Origin of the sequence: Streptomyces coacervatus (genome assembly GCF_029223485.1) — a bacterium.
Classification (GTDB): Bacteria; Actinomycetota; Actinomycetes; order Streptomycetales; family Streptomycetaceae; genus Streptomyces; species Streptomyces coacervatus.
The window spans coordinates 109,515-122,368 of record NZ_JARHTP010000007.1 but is presented as its reverse complement, the minus strand read 5'-3'; the positions used below and the strand labels follow the sequence as shown (position 1 = coordinate 122,368).

The window sequence follows — 12,854 nt, the reverse complement described above, 5'->3', positions numbered from 1 at the left end:
ACCCTCATGTCCGAGAACACCACCACCGCCCTCGACCTCGACGAACTGCGCGCGATCGTCGCCGACGCCCTGGAACTGCCCAAGGAGGAGGTCACCGACGAGGCGCACTTCGCCAACGACCTCCAGGTGGACTCGCTGATGGCGCTGGAGATCGTCGTGCACCTGGAGAAGCGGTACGGCATCAAGGTCGCCGAGTCCGAGTTCAAGGAGCTCAGCACGCTGCTCCAGGTCCGCGGCCTGGTCGAGTCCAAGCTCGCCGGGGGGAAGTGACGATGTCGGACAGCCGCCGTCCGGTCGCCCTGGTGTCGGGCGGCTCCCGGGGCATCGGGCGGGCCGTGGTGACACGGCTCGCCGCCGACGGCTTCGACGTGGCGTTCTGCTACCACTCCGACGAGAAGGCCGCCGAGCAGGTGGTGAAGGAGGCGACCGGGGCCGGCGCACGCGTGCTGGCCCAGCGCGTCGATGTCACGGACGCCGCCGCGGTCCGCGCCTTCGTGGAGCGCACGGAGTCCGAGCTCGGGGAGCTGGACGCCGTGGTCACCTCGGCCGGCATCACCCGGGACAACCCGCTGGTGAGGATGGCCGACGAGCAGTGGCGGGACGTCGTCTCCACCAACCTGGACGGCACGTACAACGTCTGCCGGGCCGCGATCTTCTCCTTCATGAAGCGGCGTACAGGGGCCATCGTCACGCTGTCCTCGGTCGCCGGGGTGCACGGCAGTGCCACCCAGACCAACTACTCGGCGTCGAAGGCGGGCATCATCGGCTTCACCCGGGCACTCGCCAAGGAGTGCGGCAAGTACGGGATCCGCGCCAACTCGGTCGCGCCCGGGCTGATCGAGACGGACATGACGGCGGCGCTGGCCGACGCCGCCAAGGAACAGATCCTGGGCCGGATCCCGCTGGCCCGCTTCGGCACCCCCGACGACGTCGCCGATCTCGTGTCCTTCCTGGTCTCCGGCCGCGCGAGCTACATCAGCGGTCAAGTGCTCGGCGTGGACGGCGGGTTGGTCACCTGAGCACGTCGTCCGAGCCCGAACGCCCCCTGCGAGGAGTCCCCTTGAGCAAGAAGCTGCTGGCGGTGTGCGCCGCGCCCGTGGTCGCGACCAGGGCGGCCTATGCGGCGTTCCATCCGCCGCCGCCCGCCGGGCGGCGCAGGCCGGACCAGTTCGGGCTGCGCGCCGAGGAGATCACCATCCCCGTCGCCCCCTCCGGCCTCCGGCTCAGCGGCTGGCTGTGCCGGGGGGACCCGGGGCGGGTGGTGCTCCTCGGCCACGGGCTGGGGCTGGAGAAGTCGCGCAGTCTGCCGTACGCCCGCTTTCTCCATGAGGCCGGGTACACGGTGCTGCTGTTCGACTTCCGCAACCACGGCGACAGTTCCCGGGACCGCAGTTTCGGCGGCTTCGACCGGCGCTTCGCCGAGGACGCCGTCGCGGCCGCCACCCATCTGCGGTCGCTGCCGGAGTTCGAGGGCGCGCGGCTGGCGCTGTACGGCTTCTCGCTGTCGTCCTTCGCCATGCTGCGTTCGCTCGCCGATCTGGACGGCACCGTGGACGCGCTGGTGTGCGACAGCGGCCCGGCCCCCGACCCGCCCGCGGTCTCGCCGAACCTGCTGCGCACGGGGCTGCTGCCGGTGCCCGACGCCATGCGGGCAGGCCCCGCCCGGCCGGTGGTCGAGGGGGTGTTCCGCCTGCTCAACCACGTCACCATGGGCACGTCGGGCGGCTGGCCTCCGACGCCTCGGGGACCGGTGTACGCCACCACGCCGATGCTGTTCATCGCGGGCGACGCCGACCCCGTCGTACCCGCCGAGGAGATCCTGCGCCTCGCGCGCCCCTATCCGCGCGCCGAGACCCTGGTGGTGCCCGGCGCAAGACATCTGCGGGCGATGTGGGCCGACAAGGAGCGGTACACCTCGACCGTGCTCGACTTCCTCAACCGTTGCCTGGATCCCACGAAAGCGGTCCGCTGATGCGATTGGGCCTCAACCTCCGTTACCTCGGCGCGCTGGGCGCCGGCGCCGATCCCCAGACCTCCGCGGTGCAGGTGCGCGAAGCCGAACGGCTCGGCTTCTCCGTGGTGTGGACGGCCGAGGTGTTCAGCTCCGACGCGGTGTCCCTGCTGGGCTGGCTCGCCGCGCAGACCAGCCGGATCGGGCTCGGCACCGCGGTGATGCAGATCCCCGCCCGCACCCCGACCATGACCGCGATGACCGCGGCCACCCTCGACCTGCTCTCCGGCGGGCGTTTCCGGCTCGGTCTCGGCGTCTCCGGACCGCAGGTCTCGGAGGGCTGGCACGGCGCCCGCTTCGACCGGCCGCTGGCCCGCACCCGCGAGTACGTCGACGTGGTGCGCCTCGCCCTGCGCCGCCAGGACGTCGTGTACGACGGCGAACACCACCGTCTGCCGCTGCCGGACGGCCCCGGCAAGCCGCTGCGCCTGGGCACCCGCCCGCTCCGCAAGGACGTACCGCTCTATCTGGCGGCCGTGGGGCCGCGCAACACGGCCCTCGCCGGGGAGATCGCGGACGGCTGGCTCTCGGTGTTCTTCCAGCCCGAGCACGGCGCGACGCACCTGGAGCAGCTGCGCGCCGGGCGGCGGAAGCGGGGCCGGGACCTCACCGGGTTCGATGTCGTCGCGGCGGTCCCCGTCGTGGTGGGCGAGGACCTCGCCGAGTGCGCGGACCGGGTCCGGATGTACACCACCCACTACCTCGGCGGCATGGGCTCGCGCACCCAGAACTTCTACAACAGCCTTGCCGTACAGATGGGTTACGGCGCTGCCGCGCACCGCGTGCAGGAGCTGTACCTGGCCGGAAAGCCCCGCGAGGCGGCAGCGGCCGTACCGCAGGAGTTCCTCGAACGAACCTGTCTGCTGGGCCCGGTCGACCGGATCGCCGACGGTCTGCGGGCGTATGCCGAGGCGGGCGTGACGACCCTGTCCGCGATGGTCTTCCCCGAGCACGGCGCCGACGGTCTGGGTGAACTGCGCGCGCTCACCGAGGCGTTCGAGAAATCGGGGGTCGCCGAGTGACGGCCGTCGTGGAGCGCAACCATCCGTCCGGGAAAGGACACCCCTCGTGTACGACGTCATAGTGGTGGGCGCTCGCTGCGCCGGGGCCCCGACGGCGATGCTCTTCGCCCGGGCCGGCTATCGCGTGCTGATGGTGGACAAGGCGCGGTTTCCCCGCGACACCATGTCCACCCTGTACATCCACCAGCCCGGGGTGGCCCATCTGCAGCGCTGGGGCCTGCTGGAGGCGGTCGCCGCCACCGGCTGTCCTCCCATGGACCGGCACGGCTACCAGGTGGCGGACGTCCGGCTGGAGGGCTGCTCCTGGCCGGTCGACGGAATCCGCGCCGCCTATGCGCCCCGCCGCCATCTGCTCGACCCGATCCTCGCCGAGGCCGCGGTCGCGGCGGGTGCCGAGTTCCGCGAGCAGTGCACGGTCGACGACCTGCTCTTCGAGGGCGGCCGGGTGGTGGGCGTCGGTCTGCGGACGGCGGCCGGACGGTCCGAGGAGCGGGCCCGGCTGGTCGTCGGCGCGGACGGCATGCGCTCCAGGACGGCGGCCCTGGCCGGTGCCCCGACGGTCTTCGAGGACCCCCTGATGACATGCGCCTACTACACCTTCTGGTCCGGTCTGCCGACCGGCTTCGAGGTGTACCAGTCGACGGACCGGTGGGTCGGTTTCGTTCCTACGAACGACGGGCTGACGCTCGTCGGAACGTATTTCCCGCAGTCCGAGTTCGACACCGTGCGCGCGAACGTCAGGCGTGCCTACCTGGGGAATGTCGCAGCCGTCGCGCCGGGCCTCGAAGAACGGCTGGCATCGGCCTCCCAGGAGGAGCGCCTCTATGGCACCGGCGAGCAGCGGAACTTCTTCCGGCAGGCGTCGGGGCCCGGCTGGGCGCTGGTCGGGGACGCCGCGCACCACAAGGACTCGATCACGGGCAAGGGCATCACCGACGCGTTCCGGCAGGCGACGGCCCTGACCGAGTGCGTGGGCGACGGGCTGCAGGACCGGCCCCTGCTGGACGCCGCCCTCGATCGGTACGCCCGCGAGCACCAGGACCTGCTGATGGACGGCTACCGGGACACCGTGGCCACGGCCGAACTCAAGCCGCTGCGCCGGCTGGGGCTGCTGCGTGCCATCGCGGACGATCCGGTGATGACCGAGCGGTTCTTCTCGACCGTGTCGGGCGCATGCCCGTCCAGCGAGCTGATCACGCCGGAGTGGCGGGAGCGGGCCCGGGTCTGACGGACCGCCGGGCCGCCCGCGGCGGCCCGGCGGAACCGGGTCAGAGGCCGAACACGCCGGGGTCGGTGGCCACCGAGCGGAAGTATTCGGCCGGGTCGGCGACCAGTTTGCGGGCCTTCAGGTCGAGCAGCCCGCCGACGTTGAAGACCTCGGCCACGAGGGTGCCGTCGGGGAGGGTGAAGGTCTGTTCCACCCGGAACGACTTGCCCTCGCCGAAGATGAAGGCGCAGGTGATGTCGACCTCGTCACCCGCGACCACCTCCCGGCGGTAGCGGATGGTGCTCTCCAGGTTGATCGGGCCGACTCCCTTGGCCAGCAGTGCGTTCTGCTCGATTCCGGCCGCCCTCAGCAGTTCCCAGCGCGCGTGCTCGGCATGCTGCAGATAGATGTTTCCGTTGAGGTGTCCCTGGGCGTCGGTCTCGTAGGCGCGGACGGTGATCCTCACGGTGAACAGGTCTGACATGCCAGTCCCTTCATCACGGCGACTCATGGACGCCTTGGGTTACGTAACGGGTCACTTCGACCCGCGAATTGATGCCGAGCTTTCGGAAGATCGCCCGCAGGTGGTAGTTGACGGTGTGCGGGGAGAGCGCCACCCGGCGGGCGACCTGCCGATTGGTCATGCCCTCGCTGACCAGACGGGCGATGGCCCGCTCGGTCTCGCTGAGGGACTCCCACTGGGACGCCGGCTCCTTGGACCGCCGGCCCGGAGCCCGTGCCGGAGCAGGTGCGGCTGCGGCTGCGGGCGGCGGCGCCAAGGCGATATGACGGTTCATCAGTTCCTGTACCCGGGCCGCGTCCGCGTTCGCCCCGAACTGCTGGAACCGGTGCAGCGCGGAGCGCAGTCGGTCCAGGGCGAGGGCGCGGCCGCGGCTCTCGTCCGCCGCCAGCAGCGCGCCCAGATCCTCGTCCGCCAACGCCCCCGAGCACGGGCTGAGATGCTCCCGGGAGGCCCGGCGCAACGCGTCCGTGTCCTTTTCCAGCAGGCCCCGCGCATGGGCCGCCGAGACGCCGACCGAGGGGAAGTCGGGGTTGCCGGCCGCGACCGCCTCCACCCCGGCGACCACGGCCGCCGCGAGGGGCGTGTCGTCGGCGGCGAGCGCGATCCTGACCAGCCAGGGTGCCGCTCCCACCTCCTCCACGTACAGCTGCGGCTGGGCCAGCAGGTCCACGTACTGGGTCGTGAGCAGTTCCGCCGCCCGCTTCGGCGCGAGTTGGGCCGTGGACACCAGGTACTCCCCCCAGGAGTACTGGATGGAGGGGAAGACGGTCCGGTCGGCGCTCACCACGGCGCGGGTGCGCCACACATAGTCGGCGGCGGAGGACAGGTCGCCGCGGCGCAGGGCCACCAGGATCAGGACGGCCTGTCCGACGGGGACGACCCAGCTGCTGCCGGCCTTCACCGCCGCGTCCAGCCCGGCCTGGGCCGCGTCCTGCGCCTCCTGGAGGCGGCTCGCCTGGAGCAGCAGCCTGGCTCGGGTGATCAGGATCGCCGCCGTGTGGCCGGTGAGACCGGCCCGGTCGACCTCCTGCCTGGCGGCGGAGATGAGCTCCTCGGCCTCGTCGAACTGCCCGACGTCGGACAGCTTGGCGGCCAGCGCGAGCCGTACGTACGGCCGCCACATCGGGGGCGTGAACTCGCCGATGCGGCTCACCGCGCGCCTGCCCCAGCGCAGTCCGGCGGCGAGATCGCCTTTGGCCCATTCCAGATTGGAGATCAGTGCCGTGGCCGTCACCACGTCCGCGTCGCTGCCGCCGCCCGTGTGGGAGTCGAGGATCGCCTGCGCGTTCCTGCGTACCCGCCCGCTGTCGCCGTCCAGGAGCGAGACGACCCGGCGGGCCGCCTTGTCGACCTCCGTCGGCGCGGCGGCGTGGACGTCCGCCAGGGTCCGGGTGAGTTCGCCCCGGATCTCCTCGGCGAGTCCCAGCGGCAGCGGCTCGTCGCGGGTGCTTCGGGCCAGCAGCAGCGCGGGGATGAAGCGATCGGCGGGATTCAGTGCGACGGCCTCCTGCACGACAGCCGGTACCGAAATGTGAACGGGCGCCGTCTTCACCGTGGCCGCGCCGGGAGATCCATGGAACTCCGAGGCGAAGAGGGCATTCGGTGGCCGGTGACTTCGCAGCGCGGAGATCTCTTCACTCAGAGCGGTCCGCACGGCCGAGGGCAGCGCCTCCGCCGTCGCCCGCCTTATCAGTTCGTGCTGGAAAACGGCCTGCTCGGCGGGGAAAACAAGAAGACCCGCGTCCATGACCTCGTTCACGGCGGGCAGAATGGACGCCGTCGTTTCACCCTGCACTGCGGCCAGTTCGCCGATCATAAAGGGCCCGCCCACCGCGGCGGCGACCTGAATGAGCTGATGCGACTTCTCGGACAGCTCATTCAGCCAGCGCGCGGCGACTTCCCGGATCCGCTGCGGTGTCCGAATTTCCTTGGGGTAGGCCAGTCCGTCGTGGAACTCGAGGTTCTGCTCCTCGTACAGTCCGCCGACGAGTTCGGTGACGAGCAGCGGGTTGCCGCCGGCGTCCTTGATCATGGAAATGATCTCGGCGGCGGGGTCCGCGCCCAGCAGTTCGGCGGCCAGTTCGATGGCCTCCTCGTCCGACAGCGGCTCCAGTTCAACGCGCGTCACACCGCGGCCGTGGCTGAGGAGCCGCTTCGCGGACCGGCTGCCGCACCGCGGGCGCAGCGCCAGCAGCCAGGCCACATGCGGATGGCTGCGCCGGGCACGCACCGAGAGCACGGAGTCGACCACGGCATCGGTCGCTTGGTGGAAGTCGTCCACCACGACCAGGAGACGCTCCGAGGTTGTGCGGGATCCGGATTCCAGTTCGACCAGAAAAGACTTGAGCCCCAGTTCGTCCGCCGAACCTTCGCAGGAGGGCAGAGAGAACGAGGCGGTGACGAACCCGAGATCGGCGGCGAGCCGTTCCGCGTCCTGGAGCAATCGGGTCCTGCCCGTTCCGGCCGGTCCCTCGAGGGTCAGAACATTTCCATGGTCGCCGGAACTTTCGGCGAGGAACTTCTCAATGCTTTCCCATTGGCGACTGCGGCCCAGTAATAACGCCCCGTCGACGCATCCTGCCATTACTCCCCCAAGTCATTCTTTACCTCATCTCACACCCTCACACGGCCCCGGCTACCCAACCGTAACCTACTCAGATGCTTGAACGAAGCAACAACTAATCATTGACCAATGATTTCAGCCAATCACCGCCAACGCGCGGCAATCCTTGCAAAGAAAGGGCGCTCTATGATATTCTCCTGCGCGCGCTTTTTACGCCCCAATGGAAAAGGTGGTGGCCGCCCGTGCCGTCTCGCCCACCGGCGGCAATTCGATCGTGAACTCCGTACGGCCGGGAACGCTGTCCACCGCGATGCGTCCTCCGTGCGCCCCCGTGATCGCCGCCGCAATGGCCAGCCCCAGCCCGGAGCCGCCCTCCTTGCCCTGTGCGCGGCTGCGGGAGGCGTCGGCCCGGGTGAACCGTTCGAAGACCCTGGGGAGAAGTGCCGGCGGGATGCCCGGTCCGTTGTCCCGGACCCGTATGACACACCGCTCGGGCGTCGCCTCCACCTCCGCCACCACCGTCGTACCGGCGGGCGTGTGCATACGCGCATTGGCCAACAGGTTGGACACCACCTGATGGAGCCGTGCCTCGTCACCGGCGACCAGGGCCGGGGCCTCGTCGAGGGACAGGGTGAGTTGCCAGTCGTGGCCGCTGCCTGCCGCTCGTGCGTCCCAGAGGGCCTCGGCGACCACGGCCGCGAGGTCGACCTCCGCGGACTGAAGGGGTCGGCCCTCGTCGAGGCGGGCGAGCAGGAGCAGATCCTCCACCAGGCCCGTCATCCGCGCCGACTCCGCCGACACCCGGCGCCAGGCCAGCACCGGCTCGATCCGGTCCGTGCCGCGGTTCATCAGTTCCGCATAGCCCGCGATCGAGGCCAGCGGCGTACGCAGTTCATGGCTGGCGTCGGCCAGGAAGCGCCGCATGCGTTCCTCGCTGCGGCGGACCTGCTCCTCGCTGCGTCGGCGTTCGTCGAGGGAGGACTCGACATGGTCGATCATCCGGTTGAGGGCGGCGCCGACCTGGCCGACCTCGCTGCCGGGGTCGGTGTCGCGGGCGGGAACGCGGGTGAGTCCGGTGACCTCGCCGCGGCCGAGCGGGGCGCGGGAGACCTCGACCGCGGTGGCGGCGACCCGGCCGAGGGGGCGCAGTTGGCGTCGTATGACCACGGCGCAGACGATGCCCGCGACGGCGAGGCCGGCGGCCGCGACGAGCGCCTCGGCCTCGACCAGTGAGTCGATCATGTCCTGTACGTCGTCCATGGGGAGCCCGGCGAGGACGCGGATCCCGTCCGAGTCGAGCCCGCTGATCCGGTAGGTGCCGAGCCCGGGGACCGTGACGGTGTGTTCGGAGGCGTTGGCCGGAATGCCCTTCAGGGCGGTGCGCTGGGCGGCGGTCAGGTTCTGCGGCGGGGCGTCCTGGCTGACGACGGCCGCGGACACGACCGTGCCGTGCTTGTCGAGCCGGGCGGCGAGCATGCCGACGGGGTGGCCGTTCTCGGTGAGGAAGGAGAGGTTCGCCTCGTCGTCCCGGTGCAGAGCGGCCCCGCCGAGGCTGCGCTCGGCGGCATTGGTGACGCGACCGTCCAACTCGCCCATGAGGGAGGACCGTTGGACCACGGCGGTGGTGAACGTCATCGCCGCGCACACCACGACGAGCGTGGCCGAGACGAAGAGCAGCAGCCGGGTCCGCAGGGAGCGGCCGACCGGGCGGGCGCTCATCTGCCGTCCTCCGCGGGCCTGATGGTGTACCCCATCCCCCGTACGGTGTGGATCATCGGCGCCCGGCCCCGGTCGATCTTCCGGCGCAGGCTGGAGATGTACACCTCGACGAGGTTGCCGCCGCCGTCGAAGGAGCTGTTCCACACATGGTCGAGGATCCGGCTCTTGCCGAGCACCTGGCGCGGGTGGTTCAGCAGCAGGCTGAGCAGGTCGAACTCCCTGGCCGTGAGCCGGATCGCCCGGCCCGCACGGTGCACCTCGCGGGTCTCCTCGGTCAGCACGAGGTCGCCGAGGACGCGTACGGAGTCGTCGGTCCGGGTGCCCTCGGTGCCGGCCCGGCGCAGCAGGCCGCGCAGCCGGAGCACGACCTCCTCCAGGGAGAAGGGCTTGGTCACATAGTCGTCGGCGCCGTTGTGGAGGCCGTCGATGCGGTACTCCAGGGCGTCGCGGGCGGTGAGCATGAGGACGGGGAGCTTCGGGTTCTCGTACCTGAGGCGGCGCAGCACCTGGATGCCGTCCAGGTCGGGCAGCATCCCGTCGAGCACGACGGCGTGCGGGGCGCAGCCGCGGGCGATCCGCAGCGCGCTCCTGCCGTCGGCGGCCGGGTAGGGCCGCCAGCCCGCCTCGGCGACGGCGACGGAGAGCACGTCGATGAGCGCGGGCTCGTCGTCGACGATGAGCACGCGGACCCGGCCGGTTCGGGACGCAGAGATGCCTGACATGTCTCGATACTGTCCCGGTCCGCTGAGGGAACCCTGTGTTCCACCTGAGGGTGGCTGATGACCTGGGATTTCCGGGGCCGGACACGGCGCGGGCCGCGCCCCCGGCGAACCGGGGACGCGGCCCTCAACTGCCTTGCGCTGCCGCTGACTTGACCGCCTACTTGCGGATCAGGCTGCGCAGCACGTACTGCATGATGCCGCCGTTGCGGTAGTAGTCGGCCTCACCGGGGGTGTCGATGCGGACGACCGCGTCGAACTCGACGCCCGTGTCGGTGGTGACCTTGACCGTGCTCGGGGTGGTGCCGTCGTTCAGCTCGGTCACTCCGGTGATGGAGAAGGTCTCCTCGCCGGTCAGGCCGAGCGAGTCGGCCGACTGGCCGGCCGGGAACTGGAGCGGCAGGACGCCCATGCCGATGAGGTTCGAGCGGTGGATGCGCTCGTACGACTCGGTGATGACGGCCTTGACGCCGAGGAGGGCCGTGCCCTTGGCCGCCCAGTCACGGGACGATCCGGAGCCGTACTCCTTGCCGCCCAGGATGACCAGCGGGATGCCGGCGGCCTGGTAGTTCTGCGAGGCGTCGTAGATGAAGGAGACGGGAGCGTCGCCCTTCGTGAAGTCGCGGGTGTAGCCGCCCTCGGTGCCCGGCGCGATCTGGTTGCGCAGGCGGATGTTGGCGAACGTACCGCGGATCATGACCTCGTGGTTGCCTCGGCGGGAGCCGTAGGAGTTGAAGTCACGACGCTCCACACCGTGCTCGGTGAGGTACTTGCCGGCCGGGGTGTCGGCCTTGATGGCGCCGGCGGGCGAGATGTGGTCCGTCGTCACCGAGTCGGCCAGCTTGGCGAGGACGCGGGCGCCGGTGATGTCGGAGACCGGGGTGGTCTCCATCGTCATGCCCTCGAAGTACGGGGGCTTGCGGACGTACGTCGACTCGGCGTCCCACTCGAAGGTGTTGCCGGTCGGGATCGGCAGCGCCTGCCACTGGGCGTCGCCCGCGAAGACGTCCTGGTAGGACTTGCTGAACATGTCCTCGCCGATGGCGTTCGCCACGACGTCGTTGACCTCGGCCTCGGAGGGCCAGATGTCCTTCAGGAAGACCGCGTTGCCGTCCTGGTCGGTGCCCAGGGCGTCACGGGTGATGTCCACCTTCATGGAGCCCGCGATGGCGTACGCGACGACCAGCGGCGGGGAGGCCAGGTAGTTCATCTTGACGTCGGGGTTGATACGGCCCTCGAAGTTCCGGTTGCCGGAGAGGACCGAGGTGACCGCGAGGTCGTGGTCGTTGACGGCCTTGGAGACCTCCTCCGGCAGCGGGCCGGAGTTGCCGATGCAGGTGGTGCAGCCGTAGCCGACCAGGTTGAAGCCGACCTTGTCGAGGTAGGGGGTGAGCCCCGCCTTGTCGAAGTAGTCCGTCACGACCTTCGAGCCCGGCGCGAGGGTGGTCTTGACCCACGGCTTGCGGGTCAGGCCCTTCTCGACCGCCTTCTTGGCCACCAGCGCGGCGGCGACCATGACGTACGGGTTCGAGGTGTTGGTGCAGGAGGTGATGGCCGCGACCGTCACCGCACCGTGGTCGATCGTGTAGGTCGAGCCGTCGGGGGCCGTGACCTGGACCGGGTTGGACGGAGCGCCGTTCGGGTGGACGGCCGGGGAGTCGGAGGCCGGGAAGGACTCCTCGCCCGCCTCGTCGGCGGTGGAGACGTAGTTCAGGACGTCCGTCTTGAACTGCTCGGCGGCGTTCGCGAGGACGATGCGGTCCTGCGGGCGCTTCGGGCCGGCGATGGAGGGCACGACCGTCGACAGGTCGAGCTCCAGCTTCTCGGAGAAGTCCGGCTCGGCCTTCGGGTCCAGCCAGAGGCCCTGCTCCTTGGCGTACGCCTCGACCAGCGCGACCTGCTGGTCGCTGCGGCCGGTCAGGCGCAGATAGCTCAGGGTCTCGTCGTCGATCGGGAAGATCGCGGCGGTGGAGCCGAACTCCGGCGACATGTTGCCGATGGTGGCGCGGTTGGCGAGGCTCGTGGCCGCCACACCCTCGCCGTAGAACTCGACGAACTTGCCGACGACACCGTGCTTGCGCAGCATCTCGGTGATGGTGAGCACGAGGTCGGTGGCGGTGGTGCCGGGGGTGAGCTCACCGGTCAGCTTGAAGCCGACGACGCGCGGGATGAGCATCGAGACCGGCTGGCCGAGCATCGCGGCCTCGGCCTCGATGCCGCCGACGCCCCAGCCCAGCACGCCGAGGCCGTTGACCATGGTGGTGTGCGAGTCGGTGCCGACGAGGGTGTCGGGGTAGGCCTGGCCGTTTCGGACCATGACCGTACGCGCCAGGTGCTCGATGTTCACCTGGTGGACGATGCCGGTGCCCGGCGGGACGACCTTGAAGTCGTCGAACGCGGTCTGGCCCCAGCGCAGGAACTGGTAGCGCTCGCGGTTGCGGCCGTACTCCAGGTCGACGTTCTGCTTGAAGGCGTCGGCGGTGCCGAACTTGTCGGCGATGACGGAGTGGTCGATGACCATCTCGGCCGGGGAGAGCGGGTTGATCTTCGCCGGGTCGCCGCCGAGCGCCGCGACGGCCTCACGCATGGTGGCGAGGTCCACGACACAGGGCACACCGGTGAAGTCCTGCATGATCACGCGGGCGGGCGTGAACTGGATCTCCTGGCTGGGCTGCGCCTGGGAGTCCCAGCCGCCGAGGGCGCGGATGTGGTCGGCGGTGATGTTCGCGCCGTCCTCCGTGCGGAGCAGGTTCTCCAGCAGGACCTTGAGGCTGTACGGCAGTCGGGCCGAGCCCTCCACCTTGTCCAGCCGGAAGATCTCGTACGACTCGTCGCCCACCTGCAGCGTGCTGCGGGCGTCGAAGCTGTTCGCCGACACGACAGTCTCCTTCATTGATGTGCGCGTACTCACCACGATCCTGCCGCCACGGCATCTTGGCCGATCCGCTAAGGTAAGGCTAAGTTAGGTAAGCCTTACTGCCAGACCCGATGGCTGCGTGCGGCTGTGGTGCTCCTCGGCAGATATCTCGATGTCGAGATAACTCTAGTACACGGGGGCTGGATGGTCATGCCCGGCTTCCGTTTGTGACG

At 70.1% G+C, this 12,854-nt stretch carries 10 protein-coding genes; 5 read left to right on the top strand and 5 right to left on the bottom strand.

Translation table 11 applies throughout. The features are described 5' to 3' along the window. Positions 1-6 precede the first annotated feature (6 nt). Genes P2Q00_RS18755 through P2Q00_RS18735 form a run of 5 tightly spaced genes read left to right on the top strand, consistent with a single transcriptional unit; the run spans position 7 to position 4,261 of the window. Positions 7-270 (top strand): acyl carrier protein, encoded by a 264-nt coding sequence (locus tag P2Q00_RS18755; protein ID WP_275773727.1) that lies wholly within the window; start codon positions 7-9, stop codon positions 268-270. 2 nt (positions 271-272) lie between these two features. Beyond that, a complete protein-coding gene (gene fabG / locus P2Q00_RS18750; RefSeq protein ID WP_275773726.1) occupies positions 273-1,019 on the top strand; it encodes a 3-oxoacyl-[acyl-carrier-protein] reductase in 747 nt (248 codons plus the stop codon). A gap of 41 nt (positions 1,020-1,060) precedes the next feature. Continuing rightward, complete coding sequence (locus tag P2Q00_RS18745; RefSeq protein WP_275773725.1) at positions 1,061-1,972, top strand: alpha/beta hydrolase; 912 nt, start codon at positions 1,061-1,063, stop codon at positions 1,970-1,972. Then, on the top strand, positions 1,972-3,033 hold the full coding sequence (locus P2Q00_RS18740; RefSeq protein ID WP_275773724.1) for an LLM class F420-dependent oxidoreductase: 1,062 nt from the start codon (positions 1,972-1,974) through the stop codon (positions 3,031-3,033). The genes P2Q00_RS18745 and P2Q00_RS18740 overlap by 1 nt, the downstream gene beginning before the upstream one ends. Positions 3,034-3,079: 46 nt before the next feature. After that, positions 3,080-4,261, top strand: coding sequence for an NAD(P)/FAD-dependent oxidoreductase (locus tag P2Q00_RS18735; protein ID WP_275773723.1), 1,182 nt, complete (start codon positions 3,080-3,082; stop codon positions 4,259-4,261). Between the two features lie 40 nt (positions 4,262-4,301). Here the strand turns inward: P2Q00_RS18735 and P2Q00_RS18730 are convergent, their stop codons facing one another. The 5 genes from P2Q00_RS18730 to acnA form a co-directional block, all read right to left on the bottom strand. After that, on the bottom strand, positions 4,302-4,724 hold the full coding sequence (locus tag P2Q00_RS18730; protein WP_275773722.1) for an acyl-CoA thioesterase: 423 nt from the start codon (positions 4,722-4,724) through the stop codon (positions 4,302-4,304). Between the two features lie 13 nt (positions 4,725-4,737). After that, on the bottom strand, positions 4,738-7,206 hold the full coding sequence (locus tag P2Q00_RS18725; RefSeq protein WP_275773721.1) for a helix-turn-helix transcriptional regulator: 2,469 nt from the start codon (positions 7,204-7,206) through the stop codon (positions 4,738-4,740). Between the two features lie 330 nt (positions 7,207-7,536). Further along, positions 7,537-9,045 carry a sensor histidine kinase gene (locus P2Q00_RS18720; RefSeq protein WP_275773720.1) on the bottom strand — a complete coding sequence of 503 codons (1,509 nt, stop codon included), beginning with the start codon at positions 9,043-9,045 and terminating at the stop codon, positions 7,537-7,539. Then, complete coding sequence (locus P2Q00_RS18715) at positions 9,042-9,767, bottom strand: response regulator transcription factor (RefSeq protein ID WP_275773719.1); 726 nt, start codon at positions 9,765-9,767, stop codon at positions 9,042-9,044. Before P2Q00_RS18715 ends, P2Q00_RS18720 begins: the two co-directional genes overlap by 4 nt. Positions 9,768-9,924: 157 nt before the next feature. After that, the gene (gene acnA / locus P2Q00_RS18710; protein WP_275773718.1) at positions 9,925-12,642 is read right to left on the bottom strand and encodes an aconitate hydratase AcnA; all 2,718 of its coding nucleotides are present in this window, start codon (positions 12,640-12,642) and stop codon (positions 9,925-9,927) included. Positions 12,643-12,854: the final 212 nt, after the last annotated feature.

What these genes read in the sequence shown, in the direction of transcription:
- P2Q00_RS18720 (WP_275773720.1), bottom strand. Translation starts at nt 9,045, where the DNA reads ATGAGCGCCCGCCCGGTCGGCCGCTCCCTGCGGACCCGGCTGCTGCTC.
- P2Q00_RS18730 (WP_275773722.1), bottom strand. Translation starts at nt 4,724, where the DNA reads ATGTCAGACCTGTTCACCGTGAGGATCACCGTCCGCGCCTACGAGACC.
- fabG (WP_275773726.1), top strand. Translation starts at nt 273, where the DNA reads ATGTCGGACAGCCGCCGTCCGGTCGCCCTGGTGTCGGGCGGCTCCCGG.
- P2Q00_RS18740 (WP_275773724.1), top strand. Translation starts at nt 1,972, where the DNA reads ATGCGATTGGGCCTCAACCTCCGTTACCTCGGCGCGCTGGGCGCCGGC.
- P2Q00_RS18755 (WP_275773727.1), top strand. Translation starts at nt 7, where the DNA reads ATGTCCGAGAACACCACCACCGCCCTCGACCTCGACGAACTGCGCGCG.
- P2Q00_RS18715 (WP_275773719.1), bottom strand. Translation starts at nt 9,767, where the DNA reads ATGTCAGGCATCTCTGCGTCCCGAACCGGCCGGGTCCGCGTGCTCATC.